A 17,915-nucleotide genomic window follows, 5' to 3' on the forward strand; every position below is an offset into this window, starting at 1 on the left:
GGCGGTGCCTCGGGCACCGCCGTCATGTTGATCTCACGTGTGTTACCGGAAAGACCATGCTCTCACCCATAGTCCTTGTGCAGATCGTTGTGAATGGCGTCGGTCTCGCCGCGATCTACATCCTCGTCGCACTCGGATTCACCTTGCTGTTCGGCATCATGCGCGTGGTGAACTTCGCGCATGGGGCCTTCGCCATGCTCGGCGGCTACGCGCTGTACTATCTCTATTCCATCTACGACGTGCCTTACCTCGTGGCCGCGCCGGTGGCCGCCCTGTTCGTGGCGGCAGCGGCGCTCGTCCTGGAGCGGTTCGTCTACCGGCGCTTCTATCAGAAGATGTTCCAGAGCATGATCGCGCTTCTGGGCCTCGACATGGCCATCGCGTCCACGGCCTTGATCATCTGGGATTCTCACGAGAGGTCGATCAAGCCCGCGGTCAGTGACATCCTGCAATTGGGCGGCATCATCGTGCCGGCCGACAAGCTGGTCATCGTCGCGGTCGCAGCCATCGCGCTGGCGGCATTCTATCTGTTCACCCACTTCACGCGAGCCGGTCTCGCGATGCGGGCGGCAGCGCAGGATGTCGAGACGGCCGAGGCGCAGGGCATCGACACACGGGTGACCTACCAGCTCTCGTTCTTCATCGCGATCTTCATGGCAGCGCTTGCCGGCGGCTTCTATGGACAGACCTACGCACTATCGCCGTTCATGGGCGAGAGGCCACTCATGATGGCCTTCATCGTCGTGATCCTGGGCGGCATGGGCAGCATTCCGGGCGTTGCCCTGGGTGGCCTGCTGCTGGGGCTCGGCGAGAGCTTTCTGTCGACGTTCTACGGCAGTTCGGTCTCCGTCTTCGTGTCCTTTGGCGCGGTGATCCTGCTGCTCGTTTTCCGGCCCTGGGGGCTGCTGGGAACGCCGGAGAAGTGAGCATGAATACGACCACCGTGAGCGGTCTGGCCGCTCCCCGCGACGGCCGCGCGCTGGCGACAGGATGGCCGGCGCGCATTGCGATCGCCGGCATCCTGGCCCTCGTGATCCTGCCGCTGCTGCCTGTCGGCAGCTTCGTGCTCAGCATCGGCACGACGGCGTTCATCACCGCCATTGCCGCGGCGTCCCTGCACCTGCTGATCAGGACCGGGCACGTGTCCATGGGGCATGCCGCCTTCATGGGTATCGGCGCGTACGCCTCCGTTTTGGTGACAATGAAACTCCAGCTGCCTTTTGCTGCGGGCCTGGTCGCGGCCTTCGTGGCGCCGGCGATCCTGGCCCTGCTGATCGGCCCCCTGGTGTTACGCCTGGCCGGTAAATATTTCGTGCTGGTCACCTTCCTGTTCGGTGAAATCGTGCGGATGGTGTTCGTCGAATGGACGACCCTCACCGGCGGCGCCAACGGCATTCCCGGAGTGCCGCCGCCGCATCCACGGCTTCTCGATCCGCAAGCCTATTATTATTTTGCGTTGGGCTTTGCGATCGTCCTGATCGGCTTCATCGCGCGGCTGCTGTCATCCGAGATCGGGCGGTCCATCGATGCGATCCGTGAAGGGGAGAACCTCGCCGAATGCTCCGGCGTGCCGGTGTTGCGCGTGAAAGTGTGCATCTTCGCCCTCTCGTGCGGGATCGTCGGAATCGCGGGCGCACTGCAAGGGCACTTCATCCGCTATATCGATCCGACCTCGTTCTCGATGGTCCAGTCGCTCAATCTCGTCGTCGTCAACGTCATCGGCGGCATGTACGCCCTGGTCGGCCCCATCATCGGGACCGCGTTCTTCATGATCACGCCGGAGCTGCTGCGCGACTACGTCGAGCTTCAGCGCGTCATCTTCGGCATCATCATCATCGTTGTCATCGCGTTCTTCCCGGGCGGGCTGGTCGAAATCGCGCAACGGCGCGCGGATGCGCTGCGGGGCAAGAGAAAGGTTGGCCCATGACGGCCTTCCTGGAGGTATCGAACCTCACACGCCAGTTCGGCGGCCTGACGGCTGTTCGCGACCTGAGTTTCACGGTCACACAACAGGAGATCCTCGGCATCATCGGTCCGAACGGCGCCGGCAAGACGACGGCCGTCAACCTGATGAGCGGCGTCATCCGGCCGACCGCCGGAACGGTCATGTTCGCCGGGCAGGTCATCACCGGGCAATCGCCGCACCGGTTGGTTCGGTCCGGACTGGTGCGCACGTTCCAGTCGACGACGGTCTTCACCGACCGCACGGTGTACGAAAATGCGCTGCGGGGCGCGTTCCTCAGCGTCTATCCCGGCGCGCTGCACACTTTCTTCGGCACGGCGCGGGCGCGGCGCATGCGCCGCGAAACGGAACAACGCATCGACGAGCTGCTTGAGTGGCTCGGTCTGACCGATGTCGCGCATCTGACGGCCGGCAACCTGCCCTACGGTTACCAGAAGACGCTGGGGCTGGTCATCGCGCTGGCGTCGCGGCCGCGTCTCATCATGCTGGACGAACCGGTGGCCGGCCTGAGCGCGGAAGAGGCGGACCAGGTCCGCGAAACCATCCTGCGGGTTCGCGACAGCGGGATCACCGTGGTGGTGATCGATCACAACATGCGCTTCATCAAGGGGCTGTGCGATCGTGTGCTGGTCATTCACCAGGGACACGAGCTTGCCATCGGCAAACCCCTGGACGTCCTTGCCAATCCGGCGGTGATTGAAGCCTATCTCGGACGGGGCCATGCCGCTGCTCACCGTTGATGATCTCCATGTGCGCTACGGCCACATCCAGGGTACCCAGGGCATTTCCCTGGCCATCGAGCCGGGCGAGATCCTGGCCCTGGTCGGCAGCAACGGGGCCGGCAAGAGCAGCACGCTCAAGGCGATCCTCGGCCTGGTGCCGGTCGCCGGCGGCACCATCACTTTCTTGGGCGCCGACCTCCGCGGTCTCAAGGCGTCGCAGATCGTGCGCCGCGGCATCGGCTTTTCGCCCGAAGGCCGGCGGGTCTTTCCGCAACTGAGCGTGGCGGAGAATCTGCGGGTCGGCGCACACACGCGCCCCGTGGCTGAAACAGCCGAGCGGATGGAGCAGATCTACGGCTACTTTCCGCGGCTGCGCGAGCGCGCGCGACAGCGGGCCAGCAGCCTCAGCGGCGGCGAGCAGCAGATGCTGGCAATCGGCCGTGCCCTGATGTCGCGGCCCAAGCTGTTTCTGCTGGACGAACCGTCCCTCGGGCTGGCGCCGATCATTGTCGAGCGGATCGGCGATATCCTGGAAGACATCCGCCAGCAGGAAAACCTCGCCGTCATCCTGGCCGAGCAGAACGCCCACTGGGCCCTGCACCTGGCGTCGCGCGCGGTGATCCTGGAACTTGGCCGGACCGTCGTCGCCAGTACCACGGGCGAACTGCTGCAGGATCCACGCGTCACCGGCGCCTATCTCGGCACGTGACGGACCGGGCCATCGACACGATCGTTCGTTGCGTTAGTGTAGGGAGCTGCGGGCGGGACGATTGCTCGTCAATTCCGTTTCTTGTTCGCCGGGACGCTGCTGTCGATGAAAAAGAAGACGCTGGCCACGCCGGAGCCCGTCGCGGGGCAATGCGGGTGCGGGGCCGTGACGATCGAGATCGATTTTCCCGCGCGCTGGGCGTGGCATGATCACACGCAGGCCAGCCGGCTGGCGCACGGGGCTGCCTACGCCACCTACGTCGGCAGCTGGCGCAAACGCTTCCGGATCACGGCCGGGGAAGAAGAGGTCACGCGCTACGAGGACAGAGCGAGCGGCGCGACGCGCGGTTTCTGCAGCCAGTGCGGCACACCGCTGTTCTACGAGCGGGCGCGCTCGCCGCACATGGTGAACGTCCCGCGGGCCCTGTTTCAGAACCGCACGGGCCGCGAGCCGCTCTATCATATCGGCATCCAGGAGTTGCGTGACTGGACCTATACCGGCCAGCCGCTGGTGCCGCTCAAGGGCTTTCCGGGCGTGGTCTGGGAGCGCCCCAAACGCAGGAAGCGCATGCCCGAACCAATGTTCTGAAGGCCTATCTGAGATGGTCGCTTCGGCATGACGTCGGCGTGGATAAGAATGCGAACTCATATATGAGCGGCAGATAAGTCATTAATAACGAACATATATTCGTCTTGATGCTGAATTTTGTTGTTTTAGTGTCTATTTTTTGAAATAAATAGGAATGCGCATTCATATCAGGATCAAAATAAGATGGAAACGAAGTCAGGTGCGGCAAAGATCCTTATCGCCGTTAGTCCCCGACGCTAGTCGATTGATATGTCAGCTCTTTTGAAGCAGCGCTTCGATTCGGGGCCAGCGACAGCAACGCGGGCCGCCGGGGTCCGCATCTTCGGGGCCGACGGCCGTGACTACATCGATGGCGCCGGCGGTGCCATGACGGTCTCGATCGGGCATGGGGTTCCCGATGTGCTGGACGCCATGCGGCGCCAGGCGGATGACGTCTGCTTCACCTATCGCACGCAGTTCACGACCGACGCGGCTGAACAGCTGGCGACGGAGCTGACGTCCCTGGCGCCGGCGGGCATCGGCCACGCGTTCTTTGTCAGCAGCGGCTCGGAGGCCACTGAGCTCGCGATGCGCGCCGCGATCCAGTACTGGCGCGAGGTCGGCAGGCCCGGCAAGACGCGGATCCTCGGCCGCCAGATCAGCTATCACGGCATGACCATGGGCGCGCTGTCGATGTCGGGACATCCGGCACGGCGCAAGGACTATGGCGACCTGCTGCATCCGCTGGCGGTGGGCCCTGTGTCGGAGGCGTGGACCACGCTGGCGCGTCCCAACAGCGTCGAGAGCGACGATGCCTGGGAGGCGGTGATCGCGCAGGCCGGCGCCGACACGATCGCGGCGCTGATCGTCGAGCCCATCATCGGCGCGTCGGGTGGCGTGCTGGTGCCGCCGATCGGCCACCTGCGCCTGCTGCGCGACCTCTGTGATCGACACGACATTCTGCTGATCACCGACGAAGTGATCACCGGCATCGGGCGTACCGGAACCTGGTTCGCCAGTGAGCATGACGCTGCCGTGCCCGACATGATCGCGGTCGGCAAGGGCATGACCTCGGGCTACACGCCGATGGGCGCCGTGCTGTTTCACGACCGGATCGTGACGGCGATGCGCCAGGGCTCCGGCATGGCGCCGTTCGGCCATACGTTCAGCGGCAATCCGCTGAGCGCCGCGACGTCGCTGGCGGTGCTGCGCTACATCCGCGACAACAACGTCTTGGCCAATGTCCAGCGGCGGGCACTGCAGCTCGAGGCGGGCTTGCACGACCTGCAGAAGGTCCACGCCGTACTGCACAGGATCCGCGGCCGCGGCCTGTTGTGGGGCTTCGACCTCGGCCAACCCGACGGCACGGCAATCGCCGGTGCCAATGTGCCGTTTGTGGCCGACTGTTTTACCGAAGGCCTCATCGTCTATCCGGGCGGGGTGGCGCCGCGTGACTGCGCCGCCATCCTCGCGCCGCCGCTCACGATCACCGAGGCGGACCTGGATGACCTCCTGCGGCGCCTGGCGGCCGGCCTTCGCCGGTTCACGGCGCGCATCGCCAGTGCTGCACCATCCATCGCTCACTGAAAGGCATGACCATGACATCTCACGGATTCTCACGCCGCATGTTCCTGCAAACGCTGGTGGCGACGGGCTGTGCCACACCGGCGTTGAGTTGGGCACAGGGCGCCGGCGGCGATCTCAACATCGCGCTGCTGTCGCAGAACAGCGGCAACTTCGCGATGTACGGCGAGGTTGTGTTCAAGGGTGCGACCCTGGCGCTGGAGGAACGCGGCCACAAGATCCTCGGTCGCAAGATCAACCTGCTGCGTCGCGATGATGAGGGCAAGCCGGCGATCGGCGTCCGCCGTCTTACGGAACTGGTCGAGACCAGCCAGGTCAAGTTCTTCACCGGCAATGCCTCGAGCGCTGTCGGCCTTGCCGAGTCGGAGATCGCGGCGCGCGAGAAGATCGTGCAGTACGCCGGTGGCGGTTCGGACGAGTTCACCGGCGCGCGCTGCAATCCCTATACGTTCCAGTGGTCGGCGTCACCGTACACGGGCTGCAGTGCCACGCTGGAGTATGTCCGCAAGGCCTTCCCCAACGCCAAGCGGGTCTACACGCTGACGGTCGACTATGCCTTCGGCCATTCGCTGCTGAAGTACACCAAGGCGGCGGCGCCGGAGCTGGGTTTCGAGCTGGTCGGCAACGACATGCATCCGCTGGGCGAGCGCCAATACACTCAGTATTTCAACAAGGCACTGGCCGTGAAGCCGGATGTGATCCTGCTGCTGACGGCGGGCAGCGACTTCCTGGCCGCCGTGCGCCAGCTCAGCAGCTACGGCCTGAAGGATGCGGTGATCGCTGCACCGTGGGCTGCCGAGCTGGATGAGCTGAAGGAATTGACGCCGGAGATGCGCGCCGGCCTGATCCTGGGTCTCAACTATCACTCCTCGATCGACAATCCGGTGAACAAGGCCTTCGTGGCGGCGGTGACCAAGCGCTACCAGTCGCTGCCCACCTACGCCATGGCCTACGCCTACGACGCGTTCCGCACGATCTTCATGGCGATGGAGAAAGCCAACAGCGTCGATCCAACTGCCGTCGCCAAAACGATGGAAGGCATGCAGTTCGACAGCGTGCACGGTCCGACCTCGATCGATGCCAAGACGCACCAGACCAACCGGCCGTATTACGTGTGCGTCTGCAAGCAGCCGGCAGCGCTGAAGGAGGGTGCCGACATTGCCGACCTGGTGTTCCAGGGCAGCAAGCTGCAACCCGCCGCGCTCAACCAGTGCACGCGCGCGTAAGGTCATCGGCATGACCCTGGTCGCCGCCCAGATCGTCAATGGCCTGGCCATCGGCATGCTGTACGCCGTGATGGCGTTGGGCCTTTCCATCATCAAGGGGCTGCTCAACGTTCCCAACTTCGCGCATGGCGCATTGTTCGCGGTGGGTGCCTACGTCTGCTATACGTTGAGCACCATCGGCGCGCCGTTTGCCGTTGCGCTGCTGGGTGCGTTCGCTGCGTCGGCGATCGTGGGCCTGCTCATCGAACGGTTGGGTATCGCCAACCTGGCCGGCAGCTCCTACCTGCTGCAGGTGCTGTTCCTGTTCGGCACGGCGCTGGTGATCGAGCAGTCGCTGGTGCTGATCTACGGCACCACGGGCGTCAGCCTGGTGCCGCCGGCGCTGCTGAGCGGCGCTGCCAACCTCGGCTTCATGTTCCTGCCGCGCTATCTCATGTTCTGCGCGCTGGTCGGGGCGCTGGCGATCGTCGCCGTTTGGCTGCTGATCGAAAAGACCAAGATCGGCTCCAGGATCCGGGCCGGCATCGAGCGGCGCGAGATGGTGCAGTGCCTGGGCATCGACATCGGCATGTTGCTCACGCTGGGCTTCGCGCTGGGCGCTGGCATGGCCGGGCTGGCCGGCGGCATCGCCCTGCCGCTGCTGGGCGCCAACGCCACCTCCGGCAACGACATGATGGCGATCGCCTTCGTCGTGCTGGTGCTGGGCGGACTGGGCTCGCTCTATGGCGCCGTCGTCGCCGGGATCCTGATCGGCGTCGCCCAGAGCCTGGCGACGCTGGTGGCGCCGGCGGCGAGCACGCTGCTGATCTACGTCATCATGACGGCCGTCCTGCTGGTCGGTTCCAAGGGCCTGTTCGGGGAACGCTAGTGGCATCGATCAACAAGAACCTCCTGGCGCTGGCTGCGGTCGTCCTGGTCGCCGTCGCGGCGCCGCTGGTGATGCCAATCAGCATCGCCAACGAGATCATCGTGATTGCGATCTTCGCGATGGCGACCAACCTGGTGATCGGTGTCGCGGGCCTGTACTCGTTTGGACAGGCGATGTTCTTCGGTGCCGGCGCCTACCTGGCCGGCTACAGCCTGACGGCCGGCGGGCTGGGCCTGGTTCCCAGCATGCTGATCGCGATCGCCGGCGGCGCGGCGCTGGCCGGCATCATCGGTGCCCTGATCATCCGGCGCACCGGCTTCTACTTCATGATGCTGACGTTCGCGTTCAACCAGATGGCGTTCTACGTCGTGCTGGTATGGAGTGGCGTTACCGGCGGCGAGGACGGCATGGCCGGCATCAAACGCCCGGCGATCGCGGGTTTCAACCTCGATGACCGGGGCACGTTCTACGCCGTCTGCGCCGTGCTGTTCGTCGCCAGCTACATCGTGCTGCGGCAGATCAAGAACAGCCCGCTGGGGCTGGTCCTGGAAGCGGCGAAGGAGAATCCCCGCCGCACCACTTCGCTGGGATATTCGGTGCCGGCGGCCCAGTTGACCGCCTTCATGATTGCTGGCGCTTTCGCCGGGCTGGCTGGCGCGCTTTACGTGCTGCTCTATCGCTTCGTACCCATCGATGCGATCAGCTGGGTGATGTCGGGCAACGTCGTCTTCATGGTGGTCATCGGCGGCACGTCGTCGATGTTCGGCCCGATCATGGGGGCTGCGGTCTTCGTGTGGCTGCAAGGGCTCTTCAGCTTGCTGTGGGCGCAATGGGCGCTGCTGTTCGGCCTGTTCATCATCTTTGTCGTCTTCACGCTGCGCGGTGGCCTGATCGAACTGTTCGAACGGCTCGCACGCCTGCGCCGGGTCCGGGAGGCAAGCCATGGCTGAGCCGGCCGTGCTGCTCGAAGCCGTCGACCTGACCAAGCGCTTCGGCAAGAACACCGTCGTTGACGGCGTGTCGCTGAAATTTGCGGAGGGCAGGCTCCACACTATCCTGGGACCCAACGGCGCCGGCAAGACGACGCTGTTCAATCTGCTGACCAAGGACTATCCGGTCGATGGCGGCGAGATCCTGCTGCGTGGCGAGCGCGTGACACGGCTGCGTCCGGACCAGATTTCCCGCCGCGGCGTGGGACGCTCATATCAGATCACCAGCGTGCTGCGGGAGCGAACGTTCTTCGAGAACGTCTGGCTGGCGGCCTACCGGGCGGAGCGGGGCGGCACGGTCGGCCTGTGGCGCGATATTCGCGCGTACCGGACGACGGCGGAAAAGTCCCGGCAGGTACTGGCGGAATTCGGGTTGCAGCCGTTCAGCGACCGCAAGGCAGCCGACGTATCGTACGGCGATCAACGGCTGCTGGAGATCGCCGTCACCCTGGCGACGGCACCCCAGGTCCTTTTGCTCGACGAGCCGACATCGGGCCTCTCGCAGCGCGAGAGCGAGCGGGTCAAGCAATTCATCCTGTCGATCAAGGGCAAGTTCACGATCGTTATGATCGAGCACAAGATGAACGTGGTGATGGACATCTCCGATGACGTCACGGTGATGAACCGCGGCAAGGTCATCGCTTCGGGCTCGCCGCAGCACGTCGCCGCCGACGCGGCCGTGCGCAGCGCCTACTTCGGGCTGTGACCATGCTCAGCATCGACGCCATCGACACCTTCTACGGCCAGAGCCAGGCGCTGCACGGCGTCTCTTTCGACGTGGCGCAGGGCGAGATCCTGGCTTTGCTGGGCCGCAACGGTGCCGGCAAGACCACGACTCTGCGCGCCATCATGGGGCTGAACCGCGTGGCGCGCGGCGCCGTGCGGTTTGACGGCCGCGTGATCTCCGGGCTGCCGGCGCACAAGGTGGCGCGAATCGGGGTAACGCTGGTGCCCGAAACCCGCGATGCGTTCTCGCTGTTGAGCGTCGAGGAGAACATCCAGCTCGGCTACCGCAAGGGTTCACCCTACACGCTGGAGCGGCTGCTCGAGATGTTCCCGATCATCCGCGAGTTCCGCAGCAAGAAAGGCGGCGAGCTGTCGGGTGGTCAGCAGCAGCTCATGGTCATGGCACGTGGCCTGGCGATGGGACCCAGGCTGCTGCTGCTGGACGAACCGTCACAGGGCCTGGCGCCCATCATGGTGAATGCCGTCGCCGACGTGCTCTCGGCCCTGAAGCGGGAGCGCCTGACGGTGATCCTGGTCGAGCAGAACTTGCGCATGGCCCTCGACGTTGCCGACCGGGTCGTTATCCTGGAAGACGGCGTTGCCGTCGATTCGTTGACGCAGGCGGCGGCGCTGGCCGATCCGGGGCGTGTCGAGAAGCATCTGGTCGTCCACTGATGGCGCAACGCTGCAAGCCGGGCGATCGATGACCAACAAGCACAAGGCGCCGACGCAGCGGGATGTGGCGCGTGTCGCCGGTGTCTCACAGGCGGCGGTCTCGCGCTGGATATCGGGGCGCGGCTATGTCGCGAGCGACGTCCGCGAGCGGATACTGAAAGCCGTCGCCGAGCTGAACTACGAACCGCATCCCCTGGCGCGCGGGCTCAGCAGCGGCCAGTCCGACATCATCGCCATCGTACTGTCGAGCATCACCAATCCCTGGTATCCGATCGTCTTGAACCGCATCACCCATGTGTTGCAGGCCATGCGGCTGCAGGTGCTGCTGTTCAACGCCGCGCCGCCGCAATCGGTCGATGATGTTCTGCCCAGCGTGCTGCGCTATCGCGTCAAGGGCGTCCTGATCACCACGGCGTCGCTGTCCTCCAAGGCGGCCCTGATGTGTGCCGAGCAGGGCGTGCCGGTGGTGCTGTTCAACCGCAGCACGCGGGCCGGTGGGGTTCACTCGGTGTCGTGCGACAATGCCGACGGCGGCCGGATGGCGGCGGACACGCTGGTGCGGGCCGGCGCCCGCAAGCTGGGCTACATCGGCGGCCTGCAGGAAGCCTCGACCAGCGCCGACCGGCAGCGCGGTTTCGTCTCGCAGCTGGCGGAGTGGGGCATCGACCTGGTCGCCGCGATCGATAAGGAATTCACCTATGACTGGGGCTTCGAGGCAACGCTGAAGCTGTTCGAGAAGCACCCGCAGATCGACGGCTTGTTCTGCGCCGATGACGAGATCGGATCAGGCGCCGTCGATGCGCTGCGCTATCGGCTGAACAAGTCGATCCCCGGCGAGGTGAAGGTGATCGGCTTCGACGACCATCCCGTGGCGTCGAATGCCGCCTATCAGTTGACCACGATCCGCCAGCCCGTCGACGAGATGATCGAGAACGCGCTCGACGTGCTGCTGAACGGCGACATGGCGTCGCCGTCCCTGCGCCTGCTGAAGGGCGAGCTGATCAAGCGCGGCTCGGCATAATCGAGGAGACTGCACAGATGTTCGATACCATCCTGCGCCGAGGCCTGGTTTACGATGGCACCGGCGCCGAACCGCAGCAGGTCGATATCGGCATCAAGGATGGTTTGATCCAGGCGGTGGGCACGCTCGATGGCAGCACCGGCGCGGACATCGATTGTCGCGGTCTGGTCGTGGCGCCGGGGTTCATCGACATCCACACGCATTCCGATGCGACGCTGCTCAGCGATCCGGACGGCTTCAGTCTCTTGATGCAGGGCGTGACGACCGAGGTGATCGGCAACTGCGGCTTCTCCTGCGCCCCCTGCTGCAATCGCGGCCTGATCGAGGGGTTCATGGTCGGCCGCCAGCCGGACGTCGCGTTCACCTGGCGCAGCTTCGCCGACTACCTGGATGTGCTTCAGGCGCGGCGTCCGGGGCTGAACGTCGCGGCCTATGTCGGCCACAACAATGTGCGGCTGAACGTCATCGGCACCGAGCCGCGTGGCGCGCAGGAGCAGGAATTGCACGACATGATCACCCTGCTGCGCGAGTCGCTGGAGCAGGGTGCGATCGGCGTGAGCTCGGGGTTGGAATACAATCCCGGCTTCCATTCCGATCTTAATGAACTGGTGGCCGTGGCGAAGGTCGCCGGCGAATTCAATGCGGTCTACGCCAGCCACGTACGCAATCGTGACTGGAATTACGAGATGGGCGTCGGCGAAGCCTTGGCCACGGCCCGTCTCGCCGGCGCTCGCCTGCAGCTGTCGCACCTGGTGCCGAAATATGGCGCACCCGTCCATGCGGCCGAGCACATCATGGAAATGGTGGACTGGACCCGGCGCTCGGATGCCGACGTCGGCTTCGACATCATCCCTCACGAGTGGGGCCCGACCTTTGTCTATAGCGTGCTGCCGAAGTGGGCTTACGAAGGCGGCGTGTCACAGATCATCAAGCGACTGCGTGATCCTGCGCTGCGTCCCCGGCTCAAGCACAACCCGTTCCCGCAGTGGAAGATGGTGGCCGAGAAGCGCTGGCACGACATGGTGCTGACGCAGTCGGCGGCGAACCCGTCGCTCGTCGGCCTGGACTTCGCCGAGATCGGCCGTATCCGCGGCAAGGATCCGCACGATGCGACCCTCGACCTGCTGCTGGAGGAGGGCGAGAACATGGCCAATCTCATGTGGGTCGGTCGGATCTCGCGTGACAGCGACATCAAGGCGATGCTGCGCGAGCCGAACTGCGGCGTTATCTCCGACGCCATGACCCTCAACACCACCGGCCCGCTCGGCGACCTGCGGTTCACGCCCACCGGCTTCGGCTGGACCGCGCGCTTCCTCGGCCACTATGCCCGCGATGAAAAGTTGCTGTCGCTCGCCGAGGGCATCCGCCGGCTCACGACATTGCCGGCCGAGCGCATGGGGTTGAAGCGCCGCGGCCAGATCAAGACCGGATACCACGCCGATCTGGTCGTGTTCGATGCCGGTACGATCGCCGATCGCTCGACATTGCAGGACATGAACGTTACCCCGGCGGGCCTGCTGCACGTCTTCGTCAACGGCGAAGCCGCCGTGCGCGACGGCGTGCGGACGCCGGCACGGGCAGGGCAGGTCCTGCGCCGTCAATAGATCTAGCGTCCGGCGTCTGGCGGGACCGGGCCTTGCTCCGCCGCTGCCGCGAGTTGCGCGGCGTCGCGGAACACCAGCAGCGCTTTGGGCCGCGAGTGGTACTGCAGCGGTGGGCGCATGACCGTGACTTCGCCATCGAGCGCCACCGGAAGCCGGCTGGCGCGGGAGCGGATTTCCACGGCCGCGGCGCGCTCCGTCACCAGATCATCGGCCAGGTCGGTCCGGCCGATCACCGCACAGAAGCCGAGCCACACCAGCGCCAGCCGGCTCTTCGGCTTCACCACGGAGATCCACAGTTCACCGCAGTCCAGCCGGGGCCGCCCGCCCAGGGCCGGCAAACTGAGGCTGTATTCGTTGTTGCCGATGAAGACGCACGGGGTCCGGTGCGAATCGCTGCGCCCCTCCACGACGGTCAGGAGCCGCCGCCGCGGAAATTTCCATAGCGTGCGGATGGCCGCCAGCACCATCGCGCTCCACTTGGCAAGGCCATGGGCATTGCGACGCCTGTCGCGGTCGAGAACCATGAACGGATAGGCGCCGATCGACGAGTTGTTGATGAACACCTGGCCGTTGACCTCGGCCACGTCGACAGCCGTGGCGTTCGCCTGTGCGATGACAGCCACTGCACGCTCAAGCTCCAGCGGCAGGCCGAGATCTTTGGCAAAATGGTTGCGCGTGCCCAGCGGCAACACGCCCATGGGGATGTCGGTGCCGGCAAGGGCGGCTGCCACGGCATTGAGACTGCCGTCGCCGCCGCCGCCGATCACGGCATCGATCTCGCCGCGCTCGGCGCACTGACGTGCCGCCAATGCCGCCGCTGCCAACGCCGGACCGGCAACGAATTTCAACTCGGCCTTCAGATCATGAGCCGCGAACAGCGCCTCCAGGCGCTGCTGCAGATCGTTCGACCGCTCGGCGGTTCCGGCACCGGGATTGATGAGAGCGTGAACGCGCATCATTCGTTTTCGTCACCCGTTATTTTTACGCCGGACGCGAGTTATGGTTTCGCGCGGCGCTTGGCCGCAGATCTGGGCCATGATGGTGGCCAGATCAAGATTAGGCTGACCGGCTGGACATGAGCGTACGCAACGGGAGACGAGGGTTGGAAGGACGCTGGGCGACGTCGACCGCGCAATCGCTCCGGCGGATCCTGCAACGACTGCGCCCGCTGGTAGCGAGCGAGCTTTCCGCCCTGTTCGCGCTGGCACTGTGCGCCGGCGGGCTGTGGGCATTCATGGAGCTTGCCGAGCACATTCTGGAGGACAAGCGTCACGCTTTTGACGAGACATTGCTGCTGTGGCTGCGCCAGGCCGATCCGGCGGACCCGGTCGGCCCGGCGTGGGTCGAACGCGCCATGCGGGATGTCACGGCATTGGGTGGTTATACGGTCATCCTCATCATGTCCGCGGCTGCCGTTGGATATCTTGCCATCGTCCGCCAATGGTCATCGGTTGCCCTGATCGTGGTGTCGCTCGCCGGCGGCGCGGCCCTCAACAACGCGCTGAAATACTGGTTTGACCGGCCGCGCCCGGATCTCGTTGCCCATCTCGTGGATGTGCACACGCTGAGCTTCCCCAGCGGCCATGCCATGCTCTCGGCCATCACATACCTCACGCTCGGGGCACTGATCGCGCGCGTGCAGCCGAACCGGCGCCTCAAGGCCTATGTGCTGGCGGTAGGCGTGGTGCTCACGCTGCTGGTCGGCGCGAGCCGCGTCTATCTCGGTGTGCACTGGCCCACCGACGTGCTCGCGGGCTGGAGCCTGGGCGCTGCCTGGGCGATTGCCTGCTGGCAGGCGGCACGGTGGTGGCAATCGATCGGGCGTTAGGGCAGCGTTCAGTGGGTTAGAAAGTTAGCTGTTGCGCTAAGTATTGCGCGGTGATACTTAGCCTTATGGAACAGTATCAAGACAGCTTGAGCGGTATCTTCCAAGCGCTCGCCGATCCCACGCGACGCGCCGTCATCAGGCGGCTCGGCGAGGGACCTGCAACCGTCAGTGATCTGGCAAAGCCGTTCGAGATGGCTTTGCCGTCCTTCATGAAACACATCCGTTTCCTTGAAGGCAGCGGTCTCATCCGAACACACAAGGAGGGGCGCGTGAGGACGTGTGAGATCAAGAGAAAACAGTTCGCGGCGGCCGAAGCCTGGCTCTCGGAACAGCGCGCCTTGTGGGAAGGCCGTGCCGATCGCCTCGAACAGTTCGTCACGGCCATTCAGACGAAAGGGAAGTCCAAGTGACCAATACGCCGAACCCTACGCTCGATCTGACCACATCGCGCATTATCAAGGCGCCCCGCGCGCTCGTCTGGAGCGCCTGGAGCGACCCGGTGAGCTTCGCGCAGTGGTGGATCCCGGCGCCAACGAAATGCAAGGTCGTCGCCATGGATCTGTGCCCCGGCGGATCCTTCGTGACGCAGATGAGCGAAGCCGGTGGCCCGTTCGTGCCCCACGTCACGGCTTGCTTTCTCGACGTTGCCGAGGCCGAGCGAATCGTTTTCACCAATGCGCTGACCGGCGGCTGGAGGCCGGCGGAACACGGATTCATGACGGCCGTGATCACCTTCGCCGATCACCCTCAGGGAACCGAATACACAGCCCTCGCCATGCACAAGAGTGGCGCTGATCGGCAGAAGCACGAGGAAATGGGCTTTCACGATGGCTGGGGCACGGTCGCCGCGCAACTGGCAGCGCTCGTCGAAGCACGCGCGGTGACAGGAGCTGGGCGATGAGCATCGGCGCCGGTTGCCATCGTCGTCAGGTCCTCGGCGGTGCCGGACTCCTGACTGCAGCCCTGCTTGCGGGCGACGCCGCGTGGAGCAGGCAAGATAGCGAGCGCAGCGGTGCGGTTCAGGTGGACGGCGTCGATGTCTACTATGAAGTGCACGGCAGTGCGCTCGATGGCACAGCGTTACCGCTCGTGCTGCTGCATGGCGGTGCATTGACGATCGAAACCGGTTTCAGCCCGGAACTGATCATGCGCTTTGCGCGCCGCCGGCCAGTGATCGCGATCGAGCAGCAAGGTCATGGCCACACCGCCGACCGGCCCGCAATGCCCTTCACGATCGATCAGATGGTCAAGGATACGGCCGCCGTCCTGATGCATCTCAGGGTCAGGAAAGCCGATCTTCTCGGCCACAGTCTGGGGGGCATGATCGCAACCGGCATGTCGATCCGTTACCCCGATCTCGTCCGCACGGTCACGACGCTCGGCGCTCCTTACCAGCTGGAGGGCTTTCGGCCAGATCTCGTGCGCCTGCAACGCGGCATCGACGCCACGCCATCGCCGGCGCTGGCCAAGCTCCTGCCCACGGAAGCGGATTTCGCCGCGTGGCGCGCCAGCTTCCAACGCGTTGCGCCGGATCCGGGGGCGTTCGATGCCATCCTCGAGCGGCTGAACACCATGCTGGCCACCTGGCGCGGTTGGACCGATGGCGAACTGCGGTCCATCCAGGCGCCCACGCTCGTGGCGATCGGCGACAACGACTATGTGAGGATCGACCATGCGGCCGACGTCACGCGCCTGATTCCCAATGCCCGCCTTGTGGTGCTACCGGGTACGACGCACCTTGGCATCGTCAAACGCGAGTCCTGGCTGGAGCCGATGATCGAAAGCCTGGCACAGCCTGGCCTCTAGACACGACGGTCACGATCATCGTGCCTCAATGCCGATCCCTGAACCGCGTGGCCTTCGAGCGATTGCCGCAGGTCGCCATATCGCACCATCGGCGCGTGTTGTTCTTGCTGGTATCGAGGAAAAGCCAGCCGCAGTCGTGCGCGGGACACTGCTTGATGCGCTCGAACGGCGTTGTCGCCAGCAGTTCGATCGCCGACCAGGCGATGGGGCCGAGCAGGGCGGCCTCGATGGGCGCCTGTGAAAAGTCGAGACCGTAGCCGCCGGCTGCCCGAGGCACCAATTCAGCCGTGCCCATGGCCCGTTGTGCGACGTCCTTGAGCGTTTTCAGGTCGACCGCCGGCGGTGGGTTTCCGTGCGCGATGGCGGCACCGGCAGCGTAAATCGCATCGCGCAACTGGACGGCGTGCCGCAACACCCGCCGCGCCGCTTCACGATCGGTGCCGATGGCTGCGGATGCCCGCTTCGCGCCTTCGGTGTCCAGGCTGCCGGCATGGGTTCCCCATGCCACCACATCGGTTGCCGCCAGCAGATGCTCGATGGGCGCGGTGGTGTCGCGCGCGCCCGCTGTGTTGGCGAAGTCGAGCGCCAGAACCCCGCCTCTCAGGGAGAGGCTGCCTGCGCGTGACTCCATGGAAACCTCCAAAAACATGATAGACGGTTATTGAAGAATAACCATCAAAATACTAAATAGTGGTTATGAGCCTGCCGGGCAAGCGTCGGCAGGCACGGATCAACACAAGGAAGCATGAGCCATGGAACAGTCCCGCAAGGCATTGCGTCCCACCATTGCGCGCATCTGGCGTGGTCGCACGACGCCGGCCAACGCCGACACCTACGCGCGCTACCTCTATGATCACGGCATCGCGCCACTGGCGGAAAAGGCGCTGGGGGTTCAGTTGCTGCGCGAAGATCGCGCCGACGAGACGGAGTTCGTCACCATCTCCTACTGGGAGAGCGTCGAAGCCATGTCGCGCTTCGCCGGCAAGGACCCGCGGCGCATCCATCACCTGGAGCGCGATGCCGAGTTCCTGATCGAGCTGCCGGCCGGTGTGCAGGTTCTGGATATCACGGCGAGCCTGGGCCGAATCGGCGGCGACGCCTAAGAGTCACGGCAGGTTGAACAGGGCAGGCGGGGCGCCATAAGTGGCCGCCCATGGCGCCCACGCCACGTCGGTGGGACCGACGGCTTGGACGACGATCTGCCACCCCTGATCGCGTCGCCGCAGAAGGGCAACGTGGCTGTACGACTTGCCGCCATTGGCTGCCGCCTCGGCATAGCGCGTGCCGCCATAGTCGAATTGTGTCCCGCTTGGCGATTTCATCTGTGACCGGATGAACGCCCAGTTGCCGGCGGTTTGCAGGTTGCTGACGGTCAGCTTCACGGGTTTGCCGACATCCATCGTCGCGGCCGCCTGCGCGGCCTCGACGATGAGGGGGTAGTCGCGATCCTCGGGCGCCGGCATCTGCACGGTCTGAGCCCATGTCCGGCTGACAGCGAGCAGGCAGGGCGCCGCTGTTGCCGCTGCCAGGATGCAACGACGGGACAAAGCCCGCCGTGGTGCCTCAGGGGATACTAGTGACATGTGACTCGGACTCCTCGGCGCAACAGACACCTGGAGGATATCGG

At 65.0% G+C, this 17,915-nt stretch carries 21 protein-coding genes; 18 read left to right on the forward strand and 3 right to left on the reverse strand.

Annotation, left to right across the window (positions count from 1 at the left end):
* The first annotated feature begins 56 nt into the window (after positions 1-56).
* The 13 genes from FQU96_RS35785 (at position 57) to FQU96_RS35845 (ending at position 12,654) form a co-directional block, all read left to right on the forward strand.
* On the forward strand, positions 57-926 hold the full coding sequence (locus tag FQU96_RS35785; protein ID WP_146546205.1) for a branched-chain amino acid ABC transporter permease: 870 nt from the start codon (positions 57-59) through the stop codon (positions 924-926).
* Positions 927-928: 2 nt separating this feature from the next.
* Positions 929-1,927, forward strand: a complete 999-nt coding sequence (locus tag FQU96_RS35790) for a branched-chain amino acid ABC transporter permease (RefSeq protein WP_146546206.1) — start codon at positions 929-931, stop codon at positions 1,925-1,927.
* Positions 1,924-2,703 (forward strand): ABC transporter ATP-binding protein, encoded by a 780-nt coding sequence (locus FQU96_RS35795; protein ID WP_146546207.1) that lies wholly within the window; start codon positions 1,924-1,926, stop codon positions 2,701-2,703. The genes FQU96_RS35790 and FQU96_RS35795 overlap by 4 nt, the downstream gene beginning before the upstream one ends.
* Entirely contained in the window at positions 2,690-3,394 is a 705-nt protein-coding gene (locus FQU96_RS35800) for an ABC transporter ATP-binding protein (protein ID WP_218575008.1), read from the forward strand. The genes FQU96_RS35795 and FQU96_RS35800 overlap by 14 nt, the downstream gene beginning before the upstream one ends.
* 105 nt (positions 3,395-3,499) lie before the next feature.
* Positions 3,500-3,982 (forward strand): GFA family protein, encoded by a 483-nt coding sequence (locus FQU96_RS35805; RefSeq protein WP_146546209.1) that lies wholly within the window; start codon positions 3,500-3,502, stop codon positions 3,980-3,982.
* Positions 3,983-4,231: 249 nt separating this feature from the next.
* Positions 4,232-5,548 carry an aspartate aminotransferase family protein gene (locus FQU96_RS35810; protein ID WP_146546210.1) on the forward strand — a complete coding sequence of 439 codons (1,317 nt, stop codon included), beginning with the start codon at positions 4,232-4,234 and terminating at the stop codon, positions 5,546-5,548.
* 38 nt (positions 5,549-5,586) lie between these two features.
* Positions 5,587-6,771 carry an ABC transporter substrate-binding protein gene (locus tag FQU96_RS35815; RefSeq protein WP_178130970.1) on the forward strand — a complete coding sequence of 395 codons (1,185 nt, stop codon included), beginning with the start codon at positions 5,587-5,589 and terminating at the stop codon, positions 6,769-6,771.
* A 10-nt stretch (positions 6,772-6,781) separates the two neighbouring features.
* The gene (locus FQU96_RS35820; RefSeq protein ID WP_146546212.1) at positions 6,782-7,639 is read left to right on the forward strand and encodes a branched-chain amino acid ABC transporter permease; all 858 of its coding nucleotides are present in this window, start codon (positions 6,782-6,784) and stop codon (positions 7,637-7,639) included.
* Positions 7,639-8,589 carry a branched-chain amino acid ABC transporter permease gene (locus tag FQU96_RS35825; RefSeq protein WP_146546213.1) on the forward strand — a complete coding sequence of 317 codons (951 nt, stop codon included), beginning with the start codon at positions 7,639-7,641 and terminating at the stop codon, positions 8,587-8,589. The genes FQU96_RS35820 and FQU96_RS35825 overlap by 1 nt, the downstream gene beginning before the upstream one ends.
* On the forward strand, positions 8,582-9,334 hold the full coding sequence (locus FQU96_RS35830; RefSeq protein ID WP_146546214.1) for an ABC transporter ATP-binding protein: 753 nt from the start codon (positions 8,582-8,584) through the stop codon (positions 9,332-9,334). Before FQU96_RS35825 ends, FQU96_RS35830 begins: the two co-directional genes overlap by 8 nt.
* 2 nt (positions 9,335-9,336) lie before the next feature.
* Positions 9,337-10,029: an ABC transporter ATP-binding protein gene (locus FQU96_RS35835; RefSeq protein ID WP_146546215.1), complete on the forward strand. Its 693-nt coding sequence runs from the start codon at positions 9,337-9,339 to the stop codon at positions 10,027-10,029.
* Between the two features lie 28 nt (positions 10,030-10,057).
* On the forward strand, positions 10,058-11,050 hold the full coding sequence (locus tag FQU96_RS35840; protein WP_146546216.1) for a LacI family DNA-binding transcriptional regulator: 993 nt from the start codon (positions 10,058-10,060) through the stop codon (positions 11,048-11,050).
* 17 nt (positions 11,051-11,067) lie between these two features.
* Entirely contained in the window at positions 11,068-12,654 is a 1,587-nt protein-coding gene (locus FQU96_RS35845; protein WP_146546217.1) for an amidohydrolase family protein, read from the forward strand.
* A gap of 2 nt (positions 12,655-12,656) precedes the next feature.
* Here FQU96_RS35845 and FQU96_RS35850 read toward each other — a convergent pair whose 3' ends face one another.
* Complete coding sequence (locus tag FQU96_RS35850; protein ID WP_218575007.1) at positions 12,657-13,610, reverse strand: diacylglycerol kinase family protein; 954 nt, start codon at positions 13,608-13,610, stop codon at positions 12,657-12,659.
* Positions 13,611-13,756: 146 nt separating this feature from the next.
* On the opposite strand from FQU96_RS35850, the gene FQU96_RS35855 reads away from it, so the two are divergent.
* The 4 genes from FQU96_RS35855 (at position 13,757) to FQU96_RS35870 (ending at position 16,288) form a co-directional block, all read left to right on the forward strand.
* The gene (locus FQU96_RS35855) at positions 13,757-14,482 is read left to right on the forward strand and encodes a phosphatase PAP2 family protein (protein WP_255468759.1); all 726 of its coding nucleotides are present in this window, start codon (positions 13,757-13,759) and stop codon (positions 14,480-14,482) included.
* Positions 14,483-14,547: 65 nt separating this feature from the next.
* A complete protein-coding gene (locus FQU96_RS35860; protein ID WP_146546220.1) occupies positions 14,548-14,892 on the forward strand; it encodes a helix-turn-helix transcriptional regulator in 345 nt (114 codons plus the stop codon).
* Complete coding sequence (locus tag FQU96_RS35865) at positions 14,889-15,383, forward strand: SRPBCC family protein (protein WP_146546221.1); 495 nt, start codon at positions 14,889-14,891, stop codon at positions 15,381-15,383. Before FQU96_RS35860 ends, FQU96_RS35865 begins: the two co-directional genes overlap by 4 nt.
* On the forward strand, positions 15,380-16,288 hold the full coding sequence (locus FQU96_RS35870; protein ID WP_146546222.1) for an alpha/beta fold hydrolase: 909 nt from the start codon (positions 15,380-15,382) through the stop codon (positions 16,286-16,288). Before FQU96_RS35865 ends, FQU96_RS35870 begins: the two co-directional genes overlap by 4 nt.
* Positions 16,289-16,313: 25 nt before the next feature.
* On the opposite strand, the gene FQU96_RS35875 is transcribed toward FQU96_RS35870, so the two are convergent.
* Positions 16,314-16,919: an ABATE domain-containing protein gene (locus tag FQU96_RS35875; protein ID WP_178130972.1), complete on the reverse strand. Its 606-nt coding sequence runs from the start codon at positions 16,917-16,919 to the stop codon at positions 16,314-16,316.
* 121 nt (positions 16,920-17,040) lie between these two features.
* Between FQU96_RS35875 and FQU96_RS35880 the strand changes: the two genes are divergently transcribed.
* The gene (locus FQU96_RS35880) at positions 17,041-17,391 is read left to right on the forward strand and encodes an antibiotic biosynthesis monooxygenase (protein ID WP_146546224.1); all 351 of its coding nucleotides are present in this window, start codon (positions 17,041-17,043) and stop codon (positions 17,389-17,391) included.
* Between the two features lie 3 nt (positions 17,392-17,394).
* Here FQU96_RS35880 and FQU96_RS35885 read toward each other — a convergent pair whose 3' ends face one another.
* Positions 17,395-17,871, reverse strand: coding sequence for a hypothetical protein (locus FQU96_RS35885; RefSeq protein WP_146546225.1), 477 nt, complete (start codon positions 17,869-17,871; stop codon positions 17,395-17,397).
* Between the last annotated feature and the right edge of the window lie 44 nt (positions 17,872-17,915).

This window comes from Reyranella sp. CPCC 100927 (assembly GCF_007859315.1).
GTDB lineage: Bacteria > Pseudomonadota > Alphaproteobacteria > Reyranellales > Reyranellaceae > Vineibacter.

Bases quoted from the DNA above. Each gene is read 5' to 3' on its own strand.
- FQU96_RS35785 (WP_146546205.1), top strand. From the start codon at position 57: ATGCTCTCACCCATAGTCCTTGTGCAGATCGTTGTGAATGGCGTCGGT.
- FQU96_RS35790 (WP_146546206.1), top strand. From the start codon at position 929: ATGAATACGACCACCGTGAGCGGTCTGGCCGCTCCCCGCGACGGCCGC.
- FQU96_RS35795 (WP_146546207.1), top strand. From the start codon at position 1,924: ATGACGGCCTTCCTGGAGGTATCGAACCTCACACGCCAGTTCGGCGGC.
- FQU96_RS35805 (WP_146546209.1), top strand. From the start codon at position 3,500: ATGAAAAAGAAGACGCTGGCCACGCCGGAGCCCGTCGCGGGGCAATGC.
- FQU96_RS35810 (WP_146546210.1), top strand. From the start codon at position 4,232: ATGTCAGCTCTTTTGAAGCAGCGCTTCGATTCGGGGCCAGCGACAGCA.
- FQU96_RS35815 (WP_178130970.1), top strand. From the start codon at position 5,587: ATGTTCCTGCAAACGCTGGTGGCGACGGGCTGTGCCACACCGGCGTTG.
- FQU96_RS35820 (WP_146546212.1), top strand. From the start codon at position 6,782: ATGACCCTGGTCGCCGCCCAGATCGTCAATGGCCTGGCCATCGGCATG.
- FQU96_RS35830 (WP_146546214.1), top strand. From the start codon at position 8,582: ATGGCTGAGCCGGCCGTGCTGCTCGAAGCCGTCGACCTGACCAAGCGC.
- FQU96_RS35835 (WP_146546215.1), top strand. From the start codon at position 9,337: ATGCTCAGCATCGACGCCATCGACACCTTCTACGGCCAGAGCCAGGCG.
- FQU96_RS35840 (WP_146546216.1), top strand. From the start codon at position 10,058: ATGACCAACAAGCACAAGGCGCCGACGCAGCGGGATGTGGCGCGTGTC.
- FQU96_RS35845 (WP_146546217.1), top strand. From the start codon at position 11,068: ATGTTCGATACCATCCTGCGCCGAGGCCTGGTTTACGATGGCACCGGC.
- FQU96_RS35850 (WP_218575007.1), bottom strand. From the start codon at position 13,610: ATGCGCGTTCACGCTCTCATCAATCCCGGTGCCGGAACCGCCGAGCGG.
- FQU96_RS35860 (WP_146546220.1), top strand. From the start codon at position 14,548: ATGGAACAGTATCAAGACAGCTTGAGCGGTATCTTCCAAGCGCTCGCC.
- FQU96_RS35870 (WP_146546222.1), top strand. From the start codon at position 15,380: ATGAGCATCGGCGCCGGTTGCCATCGTCGTCAGGTCCTCGGCGGTGCC.
- FQU96_RS35875 (WP_178130972.1), bottom strand. From the start codon at position 16,919: ATGGAGTCACGCGCAGGCAGCCTCTCCCTGAGAGGCGGGGTTCTGGCG.
- FQU96_RS35880 (WP_146546224.1), top strand. From the start codon at position 17,041: ATGGAACAGTCCCGCAAGGCATTGCGTCCCACCATTGCGCGCATCTGG.
- FQU96_RS35885 (WP_146546225.1), bottom strand. From the start codon at position 17,871: ATGTCACTAGTATCCCCTGAGGCACCACGGCGGGCTTTGTCCCGTCGT.